Below are 26,088 nucleotides of genomic sequence, written 5' to 3' on the forward strand. Positions count from 1 at the left end.
TTTACGTTTCAAAGGGAATGTCTAACGGCCAGAGGTTTCGCAAATTGAACCCATCGGTGCCCTATTTCAGCCACATCGCCTTATTACCCCTGAACGGGTCAATTATTCAGGCGGTGTGATATGTATCTTTCTGTTGTGATCCCTTGCATGAACGAAGAAGCCTCGATCCCGGGGCTGGTATCGCGGCTGACGCAGGCGATCGCGCCGTGGAAAGATCGGGCCGAGATTATTCTGGTCGATGATGGATCCACCGATGCCACGTGGAAAGCGATCGAGGCCGCGCAAGCCGGCTGTGCGCAACTGGTGGGTATCAAGCTTTCGGCCAATCGCGGGCATCAAATCGCGCTGACCGCCGGGCTTGAGGCGGCACAGGGCGAACGCATTTTTATGCTGGATGCCGATTTGCAAGATCCGCCGGAATTGCTGGTCGATATGATGTTCATGATGGATCGCGGGTTTGACGTGGTTTACGGCCGTCGCAGCGAACGCCAGGGCGAGACCATGTTCAAGAAGGCCACGGCGCATCTGTTCTACCGCTTCCTCAATGCCATGTCCGATGTCCCGATCCCGCAGGACACGGGCGATTTCCGTTTGGTCAACCGCCGCTCGCTGGATGCGGTGCTGGCGATGCCGGAAAAGGCCCGTTTTATCCGGGGGATGTTCGCTTGGGCAGGCTTTAAACAGGTGGGTATTGAATATGTCCGCGCACCACGCGCCTTGGGCGAAACCAAATACCCCTTCCGCGCCATGATGCGCTTTGCCATCGACGCGATGACCGCCTTTTCGACGAAGCCGTTGACACTTGCGACGAGTTTATCCTTTGCTAGCCCGTTGATGGCAGTCTATATGATTTATTCGCTGGTCGTGTATCAAACGGCACCCGGTTGGGCGTCGGTGGTGCTCGCGGTTAGCTTCTTCTCGGGGGCGCAGCTTTTGACGCTGGGTATTCTGGGGGAGTATATCGGTCGCCTTTATGTCGAGGCCAAGGACCGCCCGCTCTATTTCGTGAGCGATGATACGCGCGATATGGTCCCCGATGTGAAACGGTTGCGTGCCTGATGCGTGTTTTTGACTATAAGTGCGCCCGCTTTGGGGTTGTCGGCATCGCGACGGCATTATCCTACGTGGTGATGTATCCGACGTTTCTGGCGGCGGGGGGGGCACAACCGGCAGCCAATGCGCTGGCGTTTTTTCTGGCGATCGTGCTGCAGTACATCGGTCATGCTCTGTTCACCTTTGAACGGCGGCTGATCAATCGCAGCCAGATCACAAAGTTCACCATCATGGTTAGTTGCGGTTTTGGCATGTCGATGCTTGTCACGGGCCCTCTGGCCGTGGCCTTGGGGATGCCGGCCTGGGCGGCGGCGCTTGCCGTTGCGCTGTATCTTCCGGTACAGAACTATATTTTGATGACCCTATGGGTGTTCGCCTTGTCGCACCCCAAGACAGAGTACATTTCGTGAGCCATATCTACAGTGATACATTTTTTGACTACATCAACCAAAGTGCGCGTGCCTCGGCAAAACCGTTTGTGTCATTGCTGTTTCCTTTGCTTAAGCCAACGACGGTGATCGATCTGGGCAGTGGGCGCGGTGTTTGGATGGATGAATGGCGCAAAGGTGGCGCTGATCGTGTGTTTTCTTCCGCTGCCGTCACCGGGCAGGGAGGCGAGTTTCACGTGAACCAACAGCCTCTGTCCTTCTGGCAGGATCTTTTCGCCGCCAAGTGCTGTGTCGTCTATGATTGCGTGCTCACTGCGTTGAAGGACAACAAGGATATCGCGCCTTGGTATCGTTACAACGCGATAGCGCGGGCGATGGTACATGCCCTGCGGGCGCGCCGCGCCAAAACCTTGGCACGCGGGGCCATATGACGGCGGCGGTTGGGCGGAAGTTGGCTATGCGGGCTGAGGCCCGAGAGGTGCAGCTTGGGCCAGTGTTCCTGATCACACTGGTAGCGGCCTTTTTGCTGACGGGGCAAAATCTGCTGGACCCAATGATTCGACACGATGACTACCCCGCCCTTTTCGCAGATGCGCCCGCCTTTTGGAACAAGACCCTGCACGAGGGGCGGTGGCTGAACTACATCTGGCATCTGCGCGAGGTGGTAACGCCTGCCTGGTTGAACTTTGTGCTGTATCAGAGCCTATGGGCGGCGTTTGTGGCTGCTCTTGCCGTAACGGCGACGGGTCCCGGGGCGCAGCGGTGGTTTACTGTCGTGCTAGCCCTACTGCTGGTGGTTTGTCCTTCCGAGATGCTGATTTCGCTTTGGTTTAATACGGTAATCCCCGGACTGGCTGTGGTCACGCTGTTTGCGCTGCTGGCGCGGTATCTATCCACCGCGCAGCTCCGCCGGGTGCTGCCGTTTTTCGTAGTCGTGAGCTTTATGGGTTACACAACCCATCCGCTGCTGCTGTTGGCGATTTGCATTGCGCGTACGCGGGAGCGGTCAATCCGCGATCTGGCGGGGCTGATGGCGCTGTTTTGCGCGAGCTTCGTTGTCGCGGTGCTAACGGTCTATACGTTGAACTGGCAGGTTCACGGTGTGTTTGGCGTGCCTGTGGCCGATTGGCGTGATCCGACCGCGGGGCACGGGATTGGCGGGATGATCGCCAACCTGCCGAAGCTGGGGGAAACATTTACGCTGTTCCTCAACCGGAGCGGCATCGGGTATCCGCCGCTTATCGGGCTTATTCCGTTTGTCTATATCCTTGCCCTGAATGTGCTGCGCAAGCGCGCGCCGCTAGAGGCTTTGTATCTTGCGGCTGGTATGGCGATCGGGCTGGCGCTGACAGTGGTTCAGGCGCTGAAACTGGGGGTGATCGTTCCGCCGCGCGCGTTTATCTTCTTTTGGGTTTTCTTTGCGCTGACCGCGGTGCGTGCCGTTCAGATATTGAGCGAGGATGAGGGTCTATACGGCCGGTTAGGGCGCAATCTATTGCTGTTGATCATCGGTGTGTGGTTCATCCAGCTGTTTCTGGCCTATGGGCAGTCCAATGATTGGCGTAGCGATACCAAACTCTGGGCGCAGGAGGTGCTGGCGACGGAGGGGCCGGTCTACGTCTATGGCGACTCGTCGAAAATTGCCGCTGGGCTAAAGGCCGGCATACAATCTTACAAAGCGCTGCCGTTCCGGCTGAAACAGTTGACCGGAAAGACGGCGGTGGCCTGTGACGAGGTGCCTGATACCTGCCCGTCCCGACCAGATATGACTGCCGGTGATGCCGAGGTTCATTTGCTGCGCGAAGGGAATGCGCTGTTCATGTTGTTTACGCCAAAACCATCGGACGAGACTGAGGATTAAGCGGTAAAGATGCTGTCCATGTGTTCGGCCAGATAGATGCGCAGCCAGGGGGTAAAACGCTCTGGCGTGGTTTGGGTCTGGCGGGCGAGGTCGGAGAGGTCGACCCAGGCGGTGTCCATCACTTCGGCGGGGTTCGGGGTCACATCGGTGAGCGCGACTGCTTCGGCGACGTAAATCTCTACCAGCTCATGTTCGGTCAGGCCGCCCCCCACATCGGCGCGGTATTCGACCTGGTCTCGATGGTCGAGCCGTAGGCCGCTGATCCCCAGCTCTTCGTCCAGTCGCCGTTTGGCGCAGGTGAGCGCGGGTTCCTCCCAGAACGGATGGGTACAGCAGGCGTTCGCCCAAAGACCGGGGGTGTGATATTTGCCAAGCGCCCGTCGCTGGATCAGGGTTTCGCGTCCGCGCATGACGAAAACCGAGATGGCCTTGTGGCGCAGACCGCGCTGGTGGACTTCAAGCTTTTCGACGGGGGTAAGCTTGCCGTTGACCCAGGCGGGGATCATCGTGGTCATGTGGCTGCCCCGTTCGGGTGGCGTTGTGGCGATGTCATATCCGGCTGCCCCGCTCCTTGGGGCCCGCTGGCCCCTCTGCGCTAGGCGGTCTTGTAGCGGGTCGGTTTTGGATTGTCAGCCGCTGGTTGCGAAATGAAGGACAAGAGCCGTTACGCAATACCGCCTGCGTTAAGGATGGTGGCGATGCGATCTGTGTCATAGCCAAGGTCGGCGAGGATATGGCGGGTATCGGTTTGACCGTCGGGCATCCGTGGCGGCGTGGTTTTATGGGTCGAATATCGCGGTGCTGGCGCAGGCTATAGCACGTTCCCTGCGGTGATGAATGTATCGCGTGCGGTGTTGTGAGGGTGGGAAGGTGCCTCTGCCAATGACAGAACGGGGGCATAGCAGGCATCGTGGCCGATCATGATCTCGTCCCATTCGGCGCGGGTCTTGGTTTCAATCAAGCGGGCAAGCTTATCGCGCATGGCGTCCCATTGGCTTTGGTCGTTCTGGATCTGCATGACGGGATCGTCTGACAGACCGCAAAGGTGCAGTAGTTGAACGTAGAATTGCGGCTCTATCGCGCCAATAGAGACGAATTTTCCATCCGCTGTTTTATAGACATCATAGAAATGCGCCCCTGTATCAAGCATGTTCACACCCCGGTCATCCTGCCACCAGCCTTGACCGTGAAACGCATAGATCATCGACATCAACAGGGCCGATCCATCGGTCATTGCAGCGTCGATCACGGTGCCTTTTCCACCGCGCTGTACGTCCAAAAGGGCAGAGACCATGCCAAATGCAAGCATCATGGCACCGCCCCCGAAATCGCCGACCATATTGGCGGGGGGCGTGCGGTGGTGCAGGCTCGCGTTAACCTGTCTGCGGCAGGGTGAGCCCTGATCACCATCTACCGAACAGGAGCCACCATATGACCGATACATCCCCCGTTCTCGCCCTTCCGTATATTCAACCGTCGCAAGCGCAAAAGCATGTGACCCATAACGAGGCGCTGCGGCTTTTGGATGCGATTGTGCAACTGTCGGTCCTGTCTTTCACCGAAGGCACGCCGCCCGCGACCTCAGCCGAGGGGGATCGGTATCTAGTGGCCTCAAACGCTGAGGGGGGTTGGGCGGGGCATGACCACGCGGTGGCAGTGTTCGTGGATGGGGCGTGGCAGTTTATCACGCCGATGCCGGGCTGGGTGGCATCTGTGGCCCCCGGCCAAACCCAAGTGGTTTACGACGGCGCGCGCTGGGCGGTGCCGGCGTTGCAAAATGTGCCTCGGCTTGGTGTCGGGGCGACGCCGGATGCGTATAACCGGTTGGTTGTGGCGTCGGATGCGGTGCTGTTCAACAATGCCGGGGCGGGGCATCAGGTGAAGATCAACAAGGCAGCCGAAGGGGACACGGCCAGTCTGCTGTTCCAGACCGCCTTCGAGGGGCGGGCCGAGATGGGGACCTCGGGAAGCGATGATTTCGCCATCAAGGTCAGCGCAGACGGCGCAAATTGGGCGGAAGCTTTGCGCATTGAAGCGGCGAGCGGGCGTGTGACCGCCCCAGTCTCGGGTTGGCGAGAGCGGCTGACTGCCGCTCGCGTTTACTACGTGGACCCCCTTCAGGGTGGCGATGGGCAAAGTGGGCGGGGCACGGGGGCGGCTGCCTTTGCGTCGCTAGGCCGTGCGATGGAGGAAGTCGTCCGTTTGGACAGCGCAGGCCACGCCGTGACGGTTCAGTTGGCGGATGGAAGCTATGATCTGGGCGCTTCGCCAGTCGCGGTAAGTGCGGCGTTGGGGGGAGGTCTGGTTGAGCTTGTCGGGAATACCGGCGACCCCGACGCGGTCACGATGACAGCGACAGGGTCGGTGATCGAGCTGGTTTCGGGGCGTCTGAGATTGCGGGGTATGCGGATAGAGACCACCGGTGCCGACCCGGCGATCCGGGTGTTGCCGGAAGCTGTGTTAGAGGTTGATGAGGTCGTCTTTGGCGCGGCGGGGGGACATCTGGATATTGTCGGCGGGCGCGTCGAGGGTGCGGGTTCGTACGTTATCGACGGCGATGCCGCGTATCATCTGCGTCTGTCGCAGGGGGCCGTACTGGCACGGGGGATGCAGACGGTGACGCTGGCGAATACGCCCGACTTTGCCACTGCGTTTGTGAGCTGCGAGATGGCCGGGCAGGCGGATTTCAGCGGGCATGGTTTCACCGGCACAGCCACGGGCAAACGTTTTGACGTGAGCAGCAACGCTGTGGTGCAAAGTGGCGGGACTGTGCTGCCGGGTGATATTGCGGGCACGACGCAAAGCGGTGGCCTATACCTCTGATCTGCGAAAACCTGACAATTGTATGAAAGGGCCACATTACCGCCTTAAAACCTGAAGCTGCCGTTAAGGATTTCGGCCCATCTTTATCCCCGGAACATGTAGGGGAATAAACCGATGGAGCTTGAGCATAAAACCACATTGTCGCCGCGGAAGGATATGGCGCTGACCGGGGTGACGGATATGGCGGTTGTCCAATCCTCTGGCGGGGCGGTGCTTTACACGACCTCGCGCTTTGGTGGCGGTGACTTGCTGGCCTATCGCATTGATGCGGAAGGGGGGCTTCGGTTTCTGGACAGTCGGGCCATCGCCGGGGACACGCGGGCCGGGGTCACCAGCAGGCTGGAGGTTGTAGACGGTGCGCTATTGCTCACGGGGGCGGATAACGCCGCGCTCACCCGCGTTGCGTTAACAGGTGATGGGCGCTTTGGTGACGTTTCTGCCGTGACCGGTGGTGCCGTGCCTGCCCAGTTACTGGCCGTCGAGACGCTGGATTTAGCCGCTCAGAGCCATCTATACGGGCTGGTGCGGGGGGCGGATAGCATCGGGTCATGGCGCATGGGCGACAATGGGGCGCTGACGCGCATATTGGGCGACAGTGGCGTCGCGTCAGAGGCAGGTCTGACCGGCCTGAGCGTCGGGTATGTCGGAAGCACGCCGTATCTACTGGCGTCTTCGGCGCGGGACGACGCATTTATTTCGTTCAAGTTGGATGGGAATGGTATCCCGCGAGAAGTCTCTCGTATCGCGGCGGAGGATGGCGTGGGGATCGGCAGGCCAAGCGCGACAGCCTTTGTAGACGTTGGGGGGCATGGATTTGCGATACTGGCCGCGGCGGGAAGCGCGAGTTTGAGCGTCGCGATGCTGGGGGCAAATGGCGCATTAACCTTAACGGATCACGTCCTCGACACGCGGGACACGCGCTTTGACGGGGTGCATGTGATCGAGACCGCAACACATCACGGCCGCGCCTATGTGGCGGCGGCGGGCGGAGATGACGGCGTTTCGGTCTTCGAACTGATGGACGATGGCCGGTTGATGCATCTGGTGTCGATCGAAGACACGGAGGGAAGCACGCTCGACGCGGTGTCGGCGCTTAACTTTTCGGTACAAGGAGATTTACTGCACCTCGCCGTCGCCTCAGGTGCCGAAGCGGGGCTGAGCATTTTTACAGTGGATATTTCTGACCGGGTTGCGGCGGCAACAGGGGATGATCAAGCTGACACGCTGACAGGCGGCACGGGGGGCGATTTGCTATCCGGCGGGGATGGCGCGGACCATATCTCCGGGCGCGCAGGGGATGATATCTTGCGAGACGGCGGCGGCCGTGATCTGTTGACCGGCGGTTCCGGCCGCGATCTTTTCGTCCTCTCCGCAGATGGGGAGGCCGATACGATTGCCGATTTCGACAGCGCGCAGGACAGCATTGATCTGTCGGCCTGGCCGTTCCTGAGGCATGGGTCTCAGTTGACCATATCTTCGACCAAAAATGGTGCGGTTCTGTCCTTTGGTGAGGAGCGGCTAGAGATAAAAACATCGAACGGACAGTCCCTTAGCGAGGATGATGTTCAAGCGCTCGATCTGATTGGGCAGTCGCGTTTCATGCCGGATTGGACCCTGCCAGAGGAAGCTGATACGCCATCCCTTCCCACCGCACCGACCCCTTTGGTTCTGGTCGGCACGCCACAGTCGGATGTGCTGGAAGGGGATGCGGCCGATGATCATATCAGCGGGCGCGCGGATGGTGACAAGCTGATCGGCGCAGGCGGCAATGATACGATTCTTGGCGAAGCTGGGGCCGATACGATCTATGGTAGCGGCGGAAGCGATCTGATTGACGGTGGGACCGAGGGGGATCAGATCTGGGGCGGTATCGGCTGGGACACGTTGCGCGCTGGTGATGGGGACGACGCCCTGTGGGGCGGCGACGGGTATGACGCGCTTGGCGGTGGCGACGGGAACGACACGTTAACCGGCAATAACGGCGCGGATCGACTCTATGGGGATAGGGACGATGACCATCTGATCGGCGGGTTAAATGCCGATAGCCTGTGGGGCGGTGCCGGCAAAGACCGTTTGGAGGGTAGCGCCGGTGCGGATCAACTGCTTGGCGGCAGCGGGAATGATCAGCTTTTCGGAAATGCGGGGGCAGATATTCTGCAGGGGGACAGCGGGAATGACCGTCTTGCCGGGGGGATCAACAACGATACGGTTAACGGTGGGTCCGGGAACGATACGCTGTCGGGCGACAATGGTGCCGACCAGCTGATCGGCGGCGACGGCGATGATTTGATCAAAGGCAATGCCGGTCACGATACGCTTGACGGCGGCGCGGGAAACGACGTGCTATCCGGTGGCATCGGGGCAGATCGGTTTATCTATGGTGCAGGCCAAGACACAATCCTGAGCTTTCAAAACGAAATTGATACTCTTTCGCTGGATTCTGCCCTTTGGGGTGGGGGAAGTTTATCGATGAGCCAACTTCAGTCGTTCGCACGCAAAGGGGCCGAGGGGCATATCGTGCTGGATTTTGGCAGCGGCAAAACACTGGATCTGCTGGGGGTCGAGAACCTATCCATCCTGAATGGCGACTTCGAAAGTTTTTAAAGCTCACATTGCCATGCTGGGATGGTTACCGTTCCAGAATGTCACGGTGATAGCGCCTTAATAACACAAGGCCAAAAAGGCCCAGTATTGCGGCAACGGCGTAGACATAGGCTGAGGAGACGTAGGGTACGTCGTAGTTATGATAAAAACCGGACCTGACGCGGCCCACCACGTGGATCAGCGGATTGAACCAAAGATAGCTGCGGTAGGGTACGGGTATCGTTTCGTATAAAAAGATGACGCCGGACAGTAGCAAAAGCGGCCGCGTGCAAATCCCGTAGACACGTTGCCAGACCTGAAACATCGACATCATGAAACAGTTGAATACCCCTACGCCGAGTGAAAGCGCAGCAGTCATAGTCAGAGCTGACACGATGTCTGATGCATTTATTGCGGCCCGCGTATCAAACAGAAAAATGATCCCACTCAGTACGATAAAGCCTACAAGAAGCTGAGTGAGAAAATTGAGGATGAACCGCCCCAAGATGGCGTCGACGAAAGTCACGCGCGGGTAGGCTAGTAGCTGTTTCGAATAGTTGATCGCCTGCGCGACCTTGTTGCTGAGATCGACGAACATCAAAAAGGGCAGCAAACCTGTAGCGTAAAAGATCGGAAAATTGTTTCCGAGCGGGGGCATACGAAACCCGATCGAGAATATTGCGGTCAACAGCGCGATCCCGAGAACGGGTTCAGCCAATGCCCAAATATACCCACCCGGGGACCGGCCATAGCTGGTCCCGATTTCGCGAAGTATCAGCGCGACGATAATGCGCGGCGTCGCAAAGACCATTGTTCTTCGTCGGCGTGCGACCCGACCTATCATCCTGGTACCCTCTGCGCGCTGTTGACCTGCCATCGTGCGGGCGTCGCTGCGCCAAAACGATTTAAAATGAAGTCATACTGTAGGGCAAAGGCCTCTCTAAAACTGTGTTTTAGGTGCTCTGGCAACATGGCGTGACGACCAGAATTACTGCGAAGATCAGCTTTGGGTGAAATCGGCGAAATACCTAAGAACGTGCAGATATCGCGCATGGTATGAGCGTGAAAAAGGTCTTCGTAAAATACATATTTAATTCGATGTGGAGGGATCACGGCTTCCAGCTCGCTCATCGTGCGCCGATAGTTCGCCCGCTCTAACTTAGGCAGCCGTTTACTGTCGATCAAATGCTGCGCGCGCGCCTCGCAAGCCGTTTGAAAGTCGGCTACCTGGGCGGCATCTGCGCTAACGGCCATTCTGATTTGGGACCACATACGATCAATCGGATCCCTCAAAATAAAAATGAAACAACTTTCGCCAAGGCTCCCCATTTCAGAAAAGTCCTTTGCGTCCAGTATCGCATAAGCCGGGGTGATGTCGCAAATCACAGGCTGGCCGCTAAATCCCTGAGTAAGATAGGAAAGATAAGCCTCGTGATGTTCAGGCGCATCCGTGTAGATAGACAAAAGGTCAGCCAATTCGCTGAGGACCCTAAGATTGCGCCGATTCTTGGGGCCGCGTTCTGACACCAGTTCCCTTGCCAAGGTTTTCGCCGTGTTCATACGTAGGTCAAAAACCTGGTCAGACTTACCCGCGATCACATTGAAATAATGAAGTTCCTTATTGCGCGAAAAATGAATCTGACTGCTGGTGCGCAAGGTTTCATAAAGCCAAGTCGTGCCGGCTTTCTGAGCCCCGATGCAATAGGCAAGCTTGGTGTTTTCCGGCAGAAGAGATGGAGTCATACGGTACGCCTTGGGATGAGCTGATCATTTCCCCATGTTGTATTCGTGATGTGCTATCGCATCGTTAATGTCGGCAAAATATTCTAGATTTCCGGACTCTAGAACAGCGCCTGCAGTGCATAGTTCTCGTAGCATGCCATTGGAGTGGCTTACAAATATTGCACCAGATCGGGACAGGCGGTCCATAAATATGGAACGACTTTTCTGTTTGAACCGCGCATCTCCGACAGCGGTGATTTCGTCAATCAAATAGGTGTCAAACTGCAGCCCCATGGAAACGCCGAAAGCCAGGCGCGACTTCATACCGGCGGAGTATGTTCGGAATGGAAGATGAAAGTGAACCCCAAGCTCTGAAAAATCGGCGACGTAGTCGACCAGTGCAGACGTGTCTGCACCATAAATCCGTGCAACGAAGCGCGTGTTTTGTGCCCCCGTCATGTCGGGGTGGAACGACCCAGCAAAGCCAACTGGGAAGGATACACTGCCATCAGAGATGACCTCGCCCGATGTAGGGTCAGTTGCCCCCGCAATGATCTTGAGCAGCGTAGATTTTCCAGCGCCGTTCCGCCCTAGCAGCCCGACAGAAATACCAGTTGGAAAAATAACGTTAATATTTGAAGCGACTGTCTTCCGTCGCCCCCGCACATGATAGGATTTGGTCAAATTTCGAAAGACAATCATCGGCGAGCCTAGCGCCGATCACGTAAGGAGTGCCAGACCAGCATAACGAGCGCCCACAGGGCGAAGCTAGATGCGAATGTGACGCCTAGAAGAAATGGGCGATTTGGATAAATCGAAGTCTCTGCAAGTGTCGGAGGGATATGCGCCGCCAAGTATTTTGATCTTCTTCGCCCCTCTGCAACCGCTGTATCAAAGGCGGCTTGGCTGGCGGTATAAGACTGTTCAGCAAATTCCAAATCGACCTTTAGGCTTTCAAACTGCCCGAAAAGGTCCGCGAAACCAATGGAGTGCATTGCACCCTGCTTGGCGTTCAATTTTTGATGCTCCTGCGAGATACGCGCTGCTATTATTTCGCGCCTTCGTTGCGCTTGCTTCAAGCGGGGATCGGTTGGCGTGCTGGTTTGTTGAAGCATGTCGATGCTAATCAACGTTTCCGTCATTTCTGCTTCTAAAGATGCCAATAACCCAGTTTGAATTTGAAGCGATGTATCGGGGCTCACCAATTGGTTCCTCATGCGGAATTGGGCCAGCGTAAGCCGCGTTTTCTTGAGGCGCTGCGCTGCGCGCGCCAAGTTTTCTTCAGCATGTTGGGTAGCATCCTCGCGCGCTATCGCGGAAAGTTCATGTATCAGTTGTGCGCTTTCAGCATAGATTTCTTGGACAATGGCCCGCGCGTCTTCGGGAGCAAATGCTTGCACCTTAACCTCGATCAGACCGGTGCTACTATCGCTATATACATTGACCATGCGACCCCAGTATTTGGTCAGATCCTCGATCGTACCAGGGGCGTGGTAGCCGAAGACCGGATCAGAGTTTGTTGCGGGGGGCGACCATATTTTTCGCAAATTCAGAGACTTATCGATTTTCTCTACTAAGTGCTGACTTTGAATGAATTGATACAGAACTTCTTCGTCCGCGGCACCGGACCCCGAGAGATTTGCAACCCCACCCAAGAGTTCGACCGGCGAGCTCATATCCTCGCTATGGACAGCAAATCCTGCGATAGAGGTATAGCGATCTGCAGCGCGCTCCCAAAGGTACCATGACACGAACAGGCTGGTTCCGAGAACGATGATGATAAAGCTGACAAACGAAAGCCGATGACGTAGGTGAAGGCGCGCTTGCGGCACAGGCGGGACGATCGCCGTGACTGGCAGTGTCAGAATGGTCGCTTGAGAGGCGGTTTCTCGTTTCTTTTCCCGCGCCGCAACGGCAAGCGCCCTATCATGCCGTTTTTTTTCGATGCGTCGCAAAGCTTCCTCACGCTCGCGCAGCTTTTGTTGTTTGCGCGCCGCATGCGTATGGTGCGTGGTCGTTGATTGGGCAGGATTATGGGTCATGATCTCAGTGCCTAATTCAATAGTCCTCACAGTTTATTAATTCGCGCGAAGTAGTTCAGAGAAAGTCGATTAAACTACGAAGGACTTTGGGATGGCGGAACCGCATGTTCACATTTTAATGGGGACGAAGAACGGTGGCATGTTTTTGGCAGATCAGCTGGCCTCAATCCGCGGGCAATCGCATCAGGATTGGAGCCTTTGGGCAAGCGATGACGGCTCGACCGATGGCACCTGGGAGGCGCTTGAAAATTTCAAAGCGGAAACACCGCACCATGATATTCACTTGCTCAAAGGGCCTCAGAGGGGCGTTGCCGCCAATTATTATAAATTGTTGAAAAACCAAGAGTTAGACGGGAGGTGGGTGGCGTTTTCCGATCAGGATGATATCTGGCTGCCTCACAAACTATCCCGTGCTGTCGCGCTCGTCGGGCGGCTGGGTGGTAGATGTGTTTACAGTAGTAGAAGTTACTATGTGGACCAAACGGGGGGGCGGTTGGGAACGTCCCCAATGCTGAACCGCCCTTATCGTTTTGGAAATGCAATCGTACAGAATGTTTTGCGCGGAAATACGATTGTGATTCCGCCTATCGTCACCAACTATCTGCGTAGCATTTTAAGTACTACCGACGTTGCGGAAACTCCTTTTCATGATTGGTGGATGTATCAAGCGATCACGGGCGCCGGGTTTGGTATTCTTCATGATCAGAAACCTGGGGTACTATACAGGCAACACGGTGAAAATCTTGTGGGCGCGCCTGTTCGCCATTTACGGCGCAGGGCTCGATGCATGGCGGATGGTACGTTGGTGAATTGGATCGATGCAAATGCGGCCGCGATGTACCGAATTGCTCCCGTTCTGACGGCGACCGCTCGCGAGCAATTACTGAGGTTTCTCGATTGGCGATCCCAAAGTCATACTAAGGGTCGCGCGGCACTGACTTCGCTCGGGATCTACCGGCAAACACGTGCGGGGGATCTAGCCCTGCGCGCGCTTGCACAACTCAAACGGTTCTGAAGCGGTGTTAAATTAACAAACCCTCGTCATTGAGGCGATCAAGCAGGGATATGTCAGCCTCAGCAAACGCAGCCAGTCTTTCCTGTGCCGGTTTATCGTTGATCAGAGTCATTAGATCTTGCCAACGGCTTGTCTGAACGCCTTTTGGCCCAACATTGATGCGCGTTTTCACAATCGAAGGACGACGCCCAGTCAGGTTATGAATGTCATTTTCAAGCAGATTTAAACTGCTTAAGCGATAAACCCTATCTAGTTTCCGCGCGCCGCCTATCGCTTGACCAACAAGCATATCTTTCGAGAAATGGCAGACCTCGGCCGCCCCGCGAACTTTCCCGGTGGCGAGATAGCTACAGTAAAAATTGTCGTAGTGATCCTTAATGAACTGTTGCCAAGCGGGACTTCCGCCAAAGAAATATGCGGCGGGGGAGCAATTTTTTACTTTGTACAACCCCATATGCCCAGGCGACGAGAGTAGGCTGTCCGTGAGGCGCGAGGCCTTATTTCTTAAATAAAAATAGAAAGAAGCGATCCTTTCAAATGGATCGCGAAGTACCGTGAACGCAAAGGCATCTGTCTGGGTCTCACGAAGGCGGCACCAATCTAGGTGACCCGAGTAAAGGTCATACCCGTTGGGGAATTGACCGTCTGAAGAAGCTTGGTGGTGAACGCGAACAGGAGAGGTTCGAGCGCTGCTATAAATTTTAGTGAGCTCCGAGTGAACAGATTGGCCCGCGGTTTTGGGTATGTGTAAAAATGCGACTTTTTTCACTGAATGGTTTCCGATCTCAGATCCAGCGTCGGGGGTGCGAAAGGCGCGACATCTTTGAGCATTGAGTTTATCCCTCTACAGAATTCCAGCACATCCGACGGATCAAGGTGGTCCATTTGCCACGGCGCAAACTGCCACCAGCGGCACTTTAACATGAGACTGATGAAGTTCGGCGGTAGGCGCATTCGTTTGAGAGTGGCCGGATTCCCCGCGACGACTGAATAAGGGGCAATGTCACGGGTCACGACCGAATGCGCACCGATTATTGCGCCGTCGCCAATGGTGACCCCGGCGGCGATATACGCCCCGTGCCCGATCCATACATCATTTCCAATTGTAGTGATTTTTACCTTGGTGGGAGGCTTGCTGTGAGCTGTCCTATAATTGTGGTAATGTTCGGCTGCCTCAAAACCGTCGCCAAGTTCGAATACCCGGTCCCCAAGATAGAAAGCGGGGCTTGTGGATACCCAGTCCAACGGGTGGTTTTGCCGACCTATTTGGACGGATTCGCCGAATGAACAATATCGGCCGATACGTGCGGCAAAACAGTATCCCGAGACTTGATACGAGAACGTTCCCATCTCTAACGAGTGTTCATACTGTGTCCATTTTAGGCTCCCCGGGGCTTCGAGCACGGTATGTCTGGGCAGGTTGATCGACGTAGCACCCCGGTTCAGTACTTCGATGCCATTGTTTCGCAAAAATTTTAGGGGAACTGAGATCTGGCTCATGAGGCCACCGCCCAGGTTTTGGTGATGTGGTTTTTAATGTGAGACAGCAGAATATCCGCCAAATCCTGTTGGGTTGAGTAGGGAATAGGGAAACCGTTTTCAGCTTTCGTAACCGCCTCGCCCTGAGCACCAATTGCGAACGCATGGGTGGGCAAACCGGATGTCAGAGCTTCGTGCGTGGTAAACGAGAATGTCTCCGGCCATACGGAAGGTATTAACCAATCTGTCACGCCGTATCGGGCGGCAATTTTTCCCAGATCTGATATGGTATATCTCCCATGGATAGGCACCGAGGGGGGGAGGGGAATGGCGGGATCGAAGTTCCCGACGATGACCATACCGACACCTTGCACATCTATCGCATCAGCGGCTCGGCTGATGATCTGTGCGCCTTTCTGAAGACCAATGTCGCCCAATACACCGATCACCGGGCGCTTTGGGCTGAGGGGCCGAGGGATACGGGGCACGGCGTCTGAAATTCTATGCGGTGTAACTTGAATTTTATCGGCGCAGTTGGGGAATGCTGCGCGCACAATTTCTTTGCTATTTTTAGAAAATACCACGATCTCTTGGGATGCAGTCATGAGTTTTCCCCACTCGCTTTGCCACCGAATCATGCTTATCGGTGCACCTGTGGTTGCTGGGGCATTTAGGTGAGGTGGGGGTAGGCCATCGTACACTCCGTGATCGTTCAGAAGAGTGTAGTTTGGCGAGATTGCGAAGTAGTCATGAAAGAGAAACTCTATCACCTGTTGGCCGGTTTGGCTCAATTCTAGAACTGCACTTGGAATAGTCAGCGGATCTTGATCCCCAACCGCGCAGGAATAGATTAATCGTCGCCGTTTTATGGGGTGTAGAAGTTGTTTGACGTAGTCGAGGTTGTTGGTCCCGCCGGAGATTATTCCGTCATGGCAATGCAATTCGATTTGCCATCGCATGGCACCGCCGACCCTGATTACAACAGCGGAACGGCCCAACGCGTGATGTTTTGATTTCACCCGATGTTGCAGATACGATTCAGCGCCGCCACCCATGCTGTGTGCAAGATATATCGAGACCGGATAGGTGTCTTGTGCCCCGAGCCAAGCCAATGCCAAAGCGAGCCGGGGCGATTTCAATGGGTCAGAGGCAATGAACTGCTGCACATCTCTATCGTATTCGGGATAACGTTTTGAAATAAGAGCGTTATTTTTCGCGATGAGACGCGTCTTCTCTTCCGATCCGAAACTTTGTCCACCGCGATGCTCTACGAAAAGGTTAACGGCGCAATAATGCTGTCCGCCCGCTGCTCTGATGCGCTGGCACCAATCGACCTCTTCGCCGTATCCCCGACCAAAACTGACATCCAATTGCGGTTCAGTTCTGAGATAGCTGGGATTTATCGCCATGCAAAATCCCACCCCGGTCGGCGTGGCCACGCGATAGCTTTGCGGGTTAAGCTGCGCGGCGGTCACATCTATAAGATCCCCCTGTCCGGCGGCAAGTTTTTGGGGCGCACATATGAGGGGGGCGGTAAAAATTTCCGCGTCGTTAGACATTGGAGTTACAGTGGCGGCGCGTGGATATTCAACGAGGGGGCGGATAAGGCGGCTCGCCCAGTTCGCCGGGACTAAGGCGTCAGAATTCAGTAAAATTACCGTGTCGGGCCAGCGTTGTGCATAGCGCAAGCCTTTGTTTACGCTTTTTACAAACCCAAGGTTTTGATCATTCTCAAGCAGTGTCGCACGGTCATTGTGTGCCAAAGACCACGCGCGCAGCAACGGTAGAATCCGTTTATCGGTTGAGCAATCTTCGATCAGAATAATGCGCCACTGAAGATCGGTATTGTCGACGACGCGCCGCAGCGCCTCTTTCAGTAGGTCATGCGCGTTGAATACCGGCAGTATTATCGTCACCGATGCCGTTGTGACGGGAGGCGCATTGGCGCGGAAAAGGTCAGGGTCAAGTTCGCGCGCATGGTGGATGGGGCATAGCCCCAGCCCGCGTTTGATCCGCGTGCGAAAAGCGGGGTCCCGTTTGACGCGCCAGCCGCCATAGGCAGGCAACTGCAGCATCAGCGCGATGACGAATTTGATTACCAATCGCGCTTGAATCCACCAAAGGTGAGGGAGTTTTAGACTTCGCGCAATTGTCCAGGTGCCATTGCGGACACGGTGAAATTCGACCCCAAACCGCCCGATTTCTTGCAAGCCTGTCGGGCCAAGCGGCGTGGTCAGGTCGAACCCGACCCGTCGCGGGCCACCATAGGCTTTGGTCACGTCGTCACGGATCAAGTCGGCTTTAGCGCTTACTTTTACGCCGTTCATATGCAGCACGATATCATCCGCGAACGTCCAGCCCGCCAGCCTCAAGTTCCCGTCATTTACGGCAAATACATCAACGGCACCCACCGTGGCACCGGACGGGTCCGTAATGTGCATTGGACGCCCCAAGGCCCTTAGGTGGGCGGCGATATAGCGGGCAAAGAGAGCTTTGAGCTGTTTATACAAAATCAATCATTTCGATTCTATGTTGCGTTGATAGAGCTCTAGATCAGCACGCTCACTCTTAAGGGGAGGTTAAGTTCACTCAGCATTACAACAGAATTTCTGTTCGGATTTTACGGGAGGTGACATAGGTGAGCAAAACGCAACTTGGCGTTTTGGTGACGGATAATGGTCAGAACAATCAGGTAGATATATCGCCAACAGCTACCTGCGCCGAAGGGGTGCGGATTAATATATACGGGCGCAATAACCACGTGGTGATCGGCGAGGGTACTGTGATCTCCGGTGGCTTGGTTGAGCTCAGGAATCACGAGAGCGCCGTCTATATTGGCGCAGATTGTCGTTTGGCGGGGTCATTTCGATGCCGCGCGCGTGATACGCATATTCGCATTGGCGATCGCACCACGATCATGATGGCGCATCTCAGTCTGCACGAAGCGGGCGCGATTACGATTGGCGAGGATTGCATGCTGTCCGGGGATATCACCATGGATGTCAGTGATATGCATTCGATCCTTGACGTAGAAACGGGGGAACGGGTCAACCCGCCCCAAGATATCGAAATCGGGGATCACGTCTGGTTGGCCCATGGTGTCAGGATCATGAAAGGCGCGCAGATAGGGCAGCATTCAGTGATCGGTAGCCGTTCCATGGTTCTTGGGGTTATCCCCGCACATAGCTTGGCTGTGGGCGCGCCGGCGCGTGTTGTGCGTGCCGGTATCACCTGGGATCGTCGAAGGCTAAGTCCGAAAGATCAATAAGTATTGGGTCCCTGTGCGGAGCCATTGGTGATTTACACTATCGGAAGAGGAGATACGTGATGACAATATCATGGGGATTGCGGATAGATTTTGCTTTGCTCATCCCACGCAAACTAGCTATGAGATGGCCTGAGTGGTCCCGTAGCTCAACTGGATAGAGCACCTGACTTCTAATCAGGATGTTGGGGGTTCGAGTCCTCCCGGGATCGCCAGACGCACCGAGTGTAGCTACAGCACAGTGATTGGTCCTTCGCCGTCGGTCAAATGCCCGATAATACAGGATTTTTTACCTTCGGCGGCCATGTCTCGGATCGCAATCTCTGCTTCGGCTGGGGGTAGAGCAGCCAGCAAGCCGCCTGCGGTTTGGGGGTCGTGCAAAAGCGGGTCGCTGCGTCCTCGCGTGGGGACGTTGTCTACGTTGGGGTGATACAGCGAGGAGTGCACGCCGCGATCTGATAGGTCTCGGGCACCGGAGTAGACAGGAATGGCGTCCGCCGAGATTTCCGCGCTCAGGCGCGATGGGCGGCAGATGGCGGCGATGTGACCCGCAAGGCCAAAGCCGGTGACATCTGTCATGGCATTGGCGCGACGCAGGTGGAAGGCTTGACGGTCCTGCGGTTCTGCCATCTCGTTTAGGGCCTGGGCGACGTCGGCTCCCCGTGCTGTGCCATCCATATGCGCAGCCATGATAATTCCTGATCCGATGGGCCGGGTCAGCACAAGGCAGTCGCCAGCTTGAGCGCCCGACAGGGTGATTGGTGGCGTTTCGCGCGTGCCGGTGACGGTGAATCCGATGGTCATTTCGGCACCCATCGATGTGTGCCCCCCGACAATCGTCGCGCCCGCGTGGTCGAATATCGCACGGGCTGCGTCGGTGATTTCTTGCAGTGTCCGGGACTGAAGCGCCTGAGACATATGGGGTAGTACGATGCTGGAAAGAGCCACTTGGGGCTGCGCTCCCATGGCCCAAATGTCGCCTAAGGCGTGCACTGCTGCGATGCGCGTCATCAAGGCGGGGTCGTGGATCAAAGCGCGCAAGTGATCGGCGCTGATGACCTGAAAACCGCCACCGGGTTGCTTTAGCACCGCAGCATCATCGCCGAGCACAGAAAGAATGGCCGCATCCGTCGGATCATGAAGCGACGATAGCCCGTCACGAAGCACTGTGTTTCCGACCTTAGCGCCACAGCCGCCACATAAGGGTTTCGCGGCCAGTATATCGCGGGCACCCTGCGCCAGCGTATCGGGCAAAGCTGGCGGTTGCATCGGCGGCAAATCGTCAAGTTTATCCATGAAGGCGCGGTCGATCCGGTCTTTCCAGCGCCATAACGCAGGCCCCGAGAATGCAAGATCGAATTTTTCCGCCAAAGCCGATTTTTCCCCAAGGGAGATAAGCTTTAGGTAACGTTTTTGTGGTTTGAAGGGCTTGCGGGGCCCATTGGTGAGGGCGGCACGAAGGTTGTGATACAGGATGGGTGCTGCGCGAACGGCAAACACGCCAGCCTTGGGGCGTGGGGCAAAGGGCATTGCTGCGCAGTCGCCGACGGCAAATACAGTTGGGTCACCGGGAAGTGACAGGTCGGGCGTGGTTTCGATGAACCCATCACGCAAGGGAAGGTCCGTTTGCGCCAGCCATTCATGCGGGAAAGCACCGGCAGCGCCGACCGTCAATTGAGAACGGATTTTGTCGCCGCTGCCAAGAACGACATGATCGGCGGCGATTTCCGTGACGCGTACGCCGGTGCGTAGGGTGACCTTGGCGCCGCGAAGCTTGGCCTCGACCGTGTGGCGCGCGCGGTTGCCAAGGCCCGAAAGCGTCGGGTCGGACTGTAGCAAGGTGACCCGAGGCTCGATCCCCGCGCTGCGCACGGCATGGGCCATCGCGAGGGACAGCTCGCAACCGGCGACACCGCCGCCGATCACGGCGATTTCGGGCTCTATGTCCCCGCTCGTCACCGCGGCAAGGAAATCGCGCCAGCGTTTGGCGTAGACATCAAGTGGCTTTGCACCGACAGCAAAGCCATCAAACCCCGGGATACCCATTTTAGCGGTGATCCCGATATCAAAGGAGGCAACATCATATGCAATAGGCGCGCGGTCTTCGACATGAACCAGATGCGCAGTGCGATCGATTCCTGTGGCGTGGGACAGGATCAGACGCGCGCCCGCAAAGCGGCACAGTTGCACGAGGTCAATCTCGAGTGTTTCACGTGAATAGTGGCCCGCGATATAGCCCGGCAGCATACCTGTATATGGGGCCGTGGGGCCGGGATTGATGACGGTTAACCGCGCGCCCGGTAGCGGGTTCATCCCCCATTTGCGTAGCACCAACGCATGGGCATGCCCGCCGCCGATCAGCACCAGGTCTTGGGTCAGCGGGATATCGTGTCGATGCATCGAATGACTTTCTATCAGGCGGGTGTGACAGTCTTAGCCCGCGGGATCAGCGGATCAAAGCCGCAAGACACAACTGCGGCCCGTTGCAACGGAATGTGAACTACGTGACAAAGACCGCAGCGTTTTCCGTGAACAAGGTGGCCTACGTCCGTGACCCTTCGTATTCTGCACACTGCCGATCTTCACCTCGATTCACCGCTTCGTAGTTTGGCGATGAAGGATGACCGTCTGGCCGCGCAGGTGCGCGGCGCCAGCCGGCAAGCGCTTGAGACAATGGTGCAATATTGCATCGACGAGAGGCTCAGCGCTTTTCTGATCTCGGGCGATCTTTATGACGGGCAAGAACGTAGCGCGAAAACCGCCGCGTATCTCGCCGCGCAGATGCATCGTTTGGCGCAGGCTGACGTGCGGGTGTTCTATATCAAGGGGAACCATGACGCGGAAAACCCAATCGCGGGGGAGATCGACCTGCCGCCGAACGTGCATGTGTTCGACGGGCGGGGGGAGAAGGTACAGTTGGCGGACCACCCCGTCTATATCCACGGTGTCAGCTTTCGCGACCGTCACGCGCCGGAAAGCCTGCTGCCGAAGTATACCGTGCCAGAGGCAGGGGCGGTTAATATTGCGATGATGCATACCTCTCTCGCGGGGGCGGAGGGGCATGATCTTTATGCGCCTGTGTCGGTCGGCGAACTGGCGGGGGCTGGGTTTGATTATTGGGCGTTGGGACATGTTCACAAACGCGCCGTGCACAGCGAAGACCCCTGGATCGTGATGCCGGGCATGCCGCAAGGGCGCGATATCGGGGAGGCGGGGCCAAAGTCCGCTAGCCTGCTGACGATCGAGGATGGCAAGATCTCGGTTTCGGAAGTGGCGACCTCGGTCGTGGAATTCCGCCGCTGTGATTGCGATGTGACGGGGGCGGAGACTGACGAAGATCTGCGCCGCAAACTGCGGTCGGTGTTTCAGGCACAGGCCGGGCGGGGCGCGGCGATCTTGCGGTTGCGGTTGACGGGGCAAACGGCGCTGGCGTGGCAGATACGCCAGTTGGCGGATGTTTGGCGCGCTCAAGCCGACGAAATCGCAGAAAGCATCGGTGATCTGTGGATCGAGAAGATGTCGGTGGATGTGACTGCTGTATCAGAGGATGCGGTGGATGGTGCTGTGGCCGAGGTACAGCAGTTGATGACGGACATCGCCACGGAACCCGCCACTCGGGACAGGTTGCAGCAAGAGTTGACCCAGATCCTTGGCCTATTGCCTGCTGATCAGCGCCGCGCCCTCGCACCGGATGCAGAAACGCAAGAGGCATTGTTGCGGCAACTGACCGATGAGGCGGTGTTGACCATGGCCGCGCAGATGCGAGGAGCGGGCGAATGATGCGGCTGGAGCAGCTTGCGCTGGACCGATTTGGTCACTTTACCGACCGCGTGCTGGATTTCGGCGCGCGCCCCGCAAGCGGATCGGACTTTCATATCGTCTTTGGCCGGAATGAAGCGGGCAAAACCACCCTGATGGAGGGGTATCTGCGGCTGCTTTACGGTTTTGCCGCGCGTGAACCCTATGCCTTCAAACACCCCCGCGCGAACCTGCGCGTCAGCGGTACCGTCGATATTGACGGGCAGATCCACCAGCTGTCCCGGTTGCCCAAGCGCTCGGGCAATCTTGTGGACGGGGCGGGCCAACCTGTGCCCGATGCTTTGCTGTCTGCGGCGCTGCGCGGTGTGTCGCAAAAGGAATACCAAAGCCTGCTGTGTCTAGACGATGAAACAATCGAAGCCGGCGGCGAAGAGATTACCAAAAGCGAGGGGGATATCGGGAAGCTGCTGTTCTCTGCCGCGGCGGGTATCAGCGATCTGTCGCAGGTCTTGGGGCGGGTGGCGCAGGGCAATCGTGACCTTTATCTAAAAGGCGGTACAAAATCAGAGTTCGCGGCGCTGAAGGCTGCACATGCGGAACTGGTCCAGCAGATCAAGGATCTTGACGTCAGCGCCGCCGCGTTTCGCGAGTTGCGTTTTGCGCGGGATGCCGCCCAAACCGAAGAGCAGCGTCTGCGCGCCGCCAAGTCCGAGCTTTCCGTTCAGAAAACGCGGCTGGAGGCTATACTTGATGCGCATCCATTGGCGACAGAATGGAAAACCCTAGAGGTGCAGCTTACCCCTATCGCGCATTATCCCATGACGCTGGAGTTCGACAGCGAAGACTTGATTAAAATGATGACGAAACGGATCGCACTTGTTGCCGAAAGGGAACGGTCCGTCGCCGAGGTGCACACATTGCGGGCCGCGCGAGACGAGGTCGCCGTCAACGCGGATGATTTGGCGCGAGGGGCTGATGTTGATGCGCTTGCCTTCAAGAAAAGTCAGGTAGAGGCGGGGCAATCCGACCTGCCCAAACGCGAAGCACAGTTGATGCAGGATACCGCTGATATGCGGGCGCGGCTTGATACTCTGGGGTTGCCCGCCGATGGCGCGCTTGCGCAATTCATTTTAAGCGATCCCGCCCTTGCGGCGCTTGAACAGGCGCGCGCCACTCTGGACGATGCGCGCAAGCATCTGCAAACCACTCAGGCGGAGGCAGAGGTGGCGCGCGACAAATACGATGACGCGGCACGGGCCCTGCGCGATACCGAAGAAGAGACCGCCGTCGACGCGGACGTGGAACGCCTGTTCATGCAGGCCGAAGCGGAGGATCTGGTCAGTCGGTATAATGATGCGCTGCGCCAGCTCGCGGCGGATCGTCAGGGGGTGGCCACTGCGTTGCGCGGGCTGGCGCGGCAAAATGTGGCGTTCGACGCGGTTCCGGCACTTCCGCTCAGCAGCCGGCGCGCGCAGGAATTGATGCAGGCCCATGGCGAAGCGCGGCTTGCCCTGCGTGCTGCCGTGCAGGCGGAAACCACAGCAGCCGATCGTTTGGCGGATGCCGAGACAAAACATGCGATGGCCGCGTCGGCCCCAGACTTGATCAGCGATGATGCCGCCGCCAAAGGGCGACAAACCCGAGACGAGTTATGGGCGCTGCATAAAGATGTGTTGGACATGGCCTCTGCGTCTGCGTTCGAGGCCGCCATGCGCGCGGATGACGCGCAGACCTTATTACGCGCAGGGCAAAGCCAATCGCTGGCGGAAATGCGGCAGGCGGAACGACAGTTGATCGAGGCGCGGCAGGATCATGACAGGGCGCAGAATAAACGTACCGCGACCGAGGTGGCGTTTGATAAGGTGACGGGTGAACTGCGGTCCCACCTCGACGCACTTGGCCTGCCCGAAACCCTTTCCGCCGAGGATTTTGTTGAATGGGTACGCGACGCAGAGGCGGCGCAAACTGCAGCCGAAACTTTAAAGACATCTGAACAGACCCACGCAGAGCTATTGCGCGCGGCTGAGCAGATGCGCGACGATCTGGCGGCACGGTTGGAGGCAGGGGATGCGCCTTTGCGGACCGTCGTGCTCATGGCCAAAACCCAGATCGCGGCGTCGCGCGAGCATCAGAATGCGCAAAAGCTCGCACAGGCCACAGTGCGTCAGGCCACGGCAGAGCGGGATCGCCGAGCAGCCGTAGCGGACAAGGCACGCACGGCCGTGACCGAGGCGCGTGACCAGTGGCGCGGTGCCGTCGCGACGCATCTTCCGGCGCTGCAGTCTGGCATAGACATGTGGAACGGGCTGACCGGCCTGCGCAGTATCCGAGAGGTCGACGCCCGCATGGCGGGTGTTCGACGTCAGATTGCGGGCATCAAACAGGATCGCGCCGGTTTCATCGCACAGTTGGATGCACTGGATGGCGTGGCAGACGCGCAGGAACAGCCCTTGGCGCGTTACGCCGCTTTGCAAACCGCGGTGGAGCGTGCCCGTCAGGCCCAAGCGCGTCGCAGCGATCTGGACGCCCGCCTTGCCGTTGCGGAGGACGCCGCGGCTGAGGCGCTGCGCGAGATTGCCGTGCTAGATGATCAGGTCCAACTTCTGGCCCGTGCGTTTGATGACCAGATAGACACCTCTACCCTCGATGCATTGCGTCAGGCGACGGCGACCGCGCAACAGGCAATTGCCCTGCGCCAGCAAAGTGCGGATTTGCGTACCCGTCTGCTTTCGATCCTGGGGGTTGATGCCTGGGAGCAGGCGCAGGAACGCCTCAGCGCCGCGCCCCTCGCACAGGCGCAAGTGGAGCTTGCCGAGCTCTGCGAAGACCTGTCGCGACTTGAAGCAGAACTCGACAGCGCGATTGCTGCGCGCGCTCGGGCGCAAGCGGCGCTGGATGCAGTTGGGGGGGATGGTGATATTGCGGCGCTCACCTCGCAAAAGCGCACGGTCGAAGAACAGATGCAGGCCGTGATGCTGCGCTATCTGACGGGGCGCTTTGGCCATACTTTGGCCGAGGATGCCATCCGCCGGTATCGCGACACCCACCGCAGCACGATGTTGGCCGCGACCGAACAGGCATTCAGCGACCTGACCCAAGGGGCATACACTACACTGACCACGCAGCCTGCCGCTCAGGGGGATGTGTTAATGGCCGTACGGGCAGAGGATGGGGTGTCTAAGGAAGCCGCCGCAATGTCCAAAGGGACGCGGTTCCAGCTTTACCTTGCCCTGCGCGCGGCGGCCTACGAGCAAATGGCGTCGACAGGAACCGTGCTGCCGTTCTTCTGTGACGATGTGTTTGAAACCTTCGACGAAGACCGCACCCGCGCGGCCTGTCGATTGATGCAACGGGTCGGAAAGCGCGGGCAGGCCATCTATCTCACCCACCACCAGCACGTGGTCGACCTTGCACAGGAGGCCTGCGGCACAGATGTGACCGTGCACCGGCTGTAACGCCCCATATGGATTCGCGATTATCCGGCCCGCGAGTCGGCGATTCCACCGCAATGACCTACCTGTGGTTGGGTCGAGGCACGAAAAGCTCCGTATAAGCGGAGAGAGATACCCAGAGGGGACTTGGTGCTACAAATTTCCGACGCTCAGAAAGTCAATAAAACAGGCGTTTGTGAAGGTTTTTTGACGAAAAGGATAAAATCCGAAAAAAGGGGTTGCGGGTATTTGGAACAAACCTTAGAACGCCCCTTACCGGAGACGCAGACATGCAGACACGGGGCGCTAGACGGGGACGACGGGCTACGGTTCGGGTCTTACGTAGCGGAGAAATTCTGAGGTAATTGAGGCGGGGCGCGCTGAGAAGTTTACGGCGCATCTTGGTTTCTTTTGTCTCGACGCTCTTTGAAATTGATAGATATCTGAAGAGATATGTGGGCGGTTTGGTTCATTCGATGGATCAACGTCTGTATATCGCGCCGATAGCGACGCACTTAGGTGCTTAGCGATTATTCGGTGTCAGCTTCACTGTTTGGACGGCTTGTTGTTACTTTTGTAACTTTAAGCACTTCAAACGGAGAAAACGCCTGTATCATTCAGTAAGTGATGCAGGTTTGATGTGCAGAGGTTCGACGTCAAGGATAC

General features: G+C 57.2%; 20 protein-coding genes and 1 tRNA gene. 11 read left to right on the top strand and 10 right to left on the bottom strand.

Annotated features, from left to right (window positions below):
• The first annotated feature begins 120 nt into the window (after window positions 1-120).
• The 4 genes from AADW22_RS02220 to AADW22_RS02235 are packed head-to-tail and all read left to right on the top strand — an operon-like array spanning window position 121 to window position 3,303.
• Window positions 121-1,059 (top strand): glycosyltransferase family 2 protein, encoded by a 939-nt coding sequence (locus AADW22_RS02220; RefSeq protein WP_407474160.1) that lies wholly within the window; start codon window positions 121-123, stop codon window positions 1,057-1,059.
• Window positions 1,059-1,463 (top strand): GtrA family protein, encoded by a 405-nt coding sequence (locus tag AADW22_RS02225; protein ID WP_407474161.1) that lies wholly within the window; start codon window positions 1,059-1,061, stop codon window positions 1,461-1,463. The genes AADW22_RS02220 and AADW22_RS02225 overlap by 1 nt, the downstream gene beginning before the upstream one ends.
• Window positions 1,460-1,873, top strand: a complete 414-nt coding sequence (locus tag AADW22_RS02230; RefSeq protein ID WP_407474162.1) for a hypothetical protein — start codon at window positions 1,460-1,462, stop codon at window positions 1,871-1,873. The genes AADW22_RS02225 and AADW22_RS02230 overlap by 4 nt, the downstream gene beginning before the upstream one ends.
• Window positions 1,874-1,899: 26 nt before the next feature.
• Complete coding sequence (locus AADW22_RS02235; protein ID WP_407474163.1) at window positions 1,900-3,303, top strand: hypothetical protein; 1,404 nt, start codon at window positions 1,900-1,902, stop codon at window positions 3,301-3,303.
• Here the strand turns inward: AADW22_RS02235 and idi are convergent.
• Together idi and AADW22_RS02245 are read right to left on the bottom strand one after the other, a co-directional pair.
• The gene (gene idi, locus AADW22_RS02240; protein WP_074636718.1) at window positions 3,300-3,818 is read right to left on the bottom strand and encodes an isopentenyl-diphosphate Delta-isomerase; all 519 of its coding nucleotides are present in this window, start codon (window positions 3,816-3,818) and stop codon (window positions 3,300-3,302) included. The genes AADW22_RS02235 and idi overlap by 4 nt on opposite strands.
• 296 nt (window positions 3,819-4,114) lie before the next feature.
• Window positions 4,115-4,747 carry a CoA transferase gene (locus tag AADW22_RS02245; RefSeq protein ID WP_407474164.1) on the bottom strand — a complete coding sequence of 211 codons (633 nt, stop codon included), beginning with the start codon at window positions 4,745-4,747 and terminating at the stop codon, window positions 4,115-4,117.
• Here AADW22_RS02245 and AADW22_RS02250 point away from each other — a divergent pair.
• Complete coding sequence (locus tag AADW22_RS02250; RefSeq protein WP_407474165.1) at window positions 4,735-6,126, top strand: DUF2793 domain-containing protein; 1,392 nt, start codon at window positions 4,735-4,737, stop codon at window positions 6,124-6,126. The two genes, AADW22_RS02245 and AADW22_RS02250, sit on opposite strands and share 13 nt — an antisense overlap.
• 114 nt (window positions 6,127-6,240) lie before the next feature.
• Window positions 6,241-8,730 carry a calcium-binding protein gene (locus tag AADW22_RS02255; RefSeq protein WP_407474166.1) on the top strand — a complete coding sequence of 830 codons (2,490 nt, stop codon included), beginning with the start codon at window positions 6,241-6,243 and terminating at the stop codon, window positions 8,728-8,730.
• Window positions 8,731-8,755: 25 nt separating this feature from the next.
• Here the strand turns inward: AADW22_RS02255 and AADW22_RS02260 are convergent, their stop codons facing one another.
• Genes AADW22_RS02260 through AADW22_RS02275 form a run of 4 tightly spaced genes read right to left on the bottom strand, consistent with a single transcriptional unit; the run spans window position 8,756 to window position 12,473 of the window.
• Window positions 8,756-9,520, bottom strand: coding sequence for an ABC transporter permease (locus AADW22_RS02260; RefSeq protein WP_407474167.1), 765 nt, complete (start codon window positions 9,518-9,520; stop codon window positions 8,756-8,758).
• A 29-nt stretch (window positions 9,521-9,549) separates the two neighbouring features.
• A complete protein-coding gene (locus AADW22_RS02265) occupies window positions 9,550-10,452 on the bottom strand; it encodes a sulfotransferase (RefSeq protein WP_407474168.1) in 903 nt (300 codons plus the stop codon).
• A gap of 24 nt (window positions 10,453-10,476) precedes the next feature.
• The gene (locus AADW22_RS02270; protein ID WP_180828537.1) at window positions 10,477-11,133 is read right to left on the bottom strand and encodes an ABC transporter ATP-binding protein; all 657 of its coding nucleotides are present in this window, start codon (window positions 11,131-11,133) and stop codon (window positions 10,477-10,479) included.
• Window positions 11,134-11,141: 8 nt separating this feature from the next.
• The gene (locus AADW22_RS02275) at window positions 11,142-12,473 is read right to left on the bottom strand and encodes a capsule biosynthesis protein (RefSeq protein ID WP_407474169.1); all 1,332 of its coding nucleotides are present in this window, start codon (window positions 12,471-12,473) and stop codon (window positions 11,142-11,144) included.
• 91 nt (window positions 12,474-12,564) lie between these two features.
• Here AADW22_RS02275 and AADW22_RS02280 point away from each other — a divergent pair, with 91 nt between their 5' ends.
• On the top strand, window positions 12,565-13,488 hold the full coding sequence (locus AADW22_RS02280) for a glycosyltransferase family 2 protein (RefSeq protein ID WP_180828539.1): 924 nt from the start codon (window positions 12,565-12,567) through the stop codon (window positions 13,486-13,488).
• A 7-nt stretch (window positions 13,489-13,495) separates the two neighbouring features.
• Here the strand turns inward: AADW22_RS02280 and AADW22_RS02285 are convergent, their stop codons facing one another.
• Genes AADW22_RS02285 through AADW22_RS02295 form a run of 3 tightly spaced genes read right to left on the bottom strand, consistent with a single transcriptional unit; the run spans window position 13,496 to window position 17,477 of the window.
• Window positions 13,496-14,257: a sulfotransferase family 2 domain-containing protein gene (locus tag AADW22_RS02285; protein ID WP_180828540.1), complete on the bottom strand. Its 762-nt coding sequence runs from the start codon at window positions 14,255-14,257 to the stop codon at window positions 13,496-13,498.
• Entirely contained in the window at window positions 14,254-14,988 is a 735-nt protein-coding gene (locus tag AADW22_RS02290; RefSeq protein WP_037942327.1) for a CatB-related O-acetyltransferase, read from the bottom strand. The genes AADW22_RS02285 and AADW22_RS02290 overlap by 4 nt, the downstream gene beginning before the upstream one ends.
• Complete coding sequence (locus AADW22_RS02295) at window positions 14,985-17,477, bottom strand: glycosyltransferase (protein ID WP_407474170.1); 2,493 nt, start codon at window positions 17,475-17,477, stop codon at window positions 14,985-14,987. The genes AADW22_RS02290 and AADW22_RS02295 overlap by 4 nt, the downstream gene beginning before the upstream one ends.
• Before the next feature lie 128 nt (window positions 17,478-17,605).
• Between AADW22_RS02295 and AADW22_RS02300 the strand changes: the two genes are divergently transcribed.
• Window positions 17,606-18,235, top strand: a complete 630-nt coding sequence (locus tag AADW22_RS02300) for an acyltransferase (RefSeq protein ID WP_132997688.1) — start codon at window positions 17,606-17,608, stop codon at window positions 18,233-18,235.
• Window positions 18,236-18,370: 135 nt separating this feature from the next.
• Window positions 18,371-18,447 (top strand) — tRNA-Arg (locus tag AADW22_RS02305).
• 16 nt (window positions 18,448-18,463) lie between these two features.
• Here the strand turns inward: AADW22_RS02305 and selD are convergent.
• Window positions 18,464-20,632, bottom strand: coding sequence for a selenide, water dikinase SelD (gene selD, locus AADW22_RS02310; RefSeq protein ID WP_407474171.1), 2,169 nt, complete (start codon window positions 20,630-20,632; stop codon window positions 18,464-18,466).
• Window positions 20,633-20,797: 165 nt separating this feature from the next.
• Between selD and AADW22_RS02315 the strand changes: the two genes are divergently transcribed.
• Together AADW22_RS02315 and AADW22_RS02320 are read left to right on the top strand one after the other, a co-directional pair.
• A complete protein-coding gene (locus AADW22_RS02315) occupies window positions 20,798-22,012 on the top strand; it encodes an exonuclease SbcCD subunit D (protein WP_407474570.1) in 1,215 nt (404 codons plus the stop codon).
• A complete protein-coding gene (locus AADW22_RS02320) occupies window positions 22,009-25,446 on the top strand; it encodes an AAA family ATPase (protein WP_407474172.1) in 3,438 nt (1,145 codons plus the stop codon). The genes AADW22_RS02315 and AADW22_RS02320 overlap by 4 nt, the downstream gene beginning before the upstream one ends.
• Window positions 25,447-26,088 lie beyond the last annotated feature (642 nt).

Source organism: Sulfitobacter sp. PM12, from assembly GCF_045586035.1.
GTDB classification, from domain to species: domain Bacteria; phylum Pseudomonadota; class Alphaproteobacteria; order Rhodobacterales; family Rhodobacteraceae; genus Sulfitobacter; species Sulfitobacter pontiacus.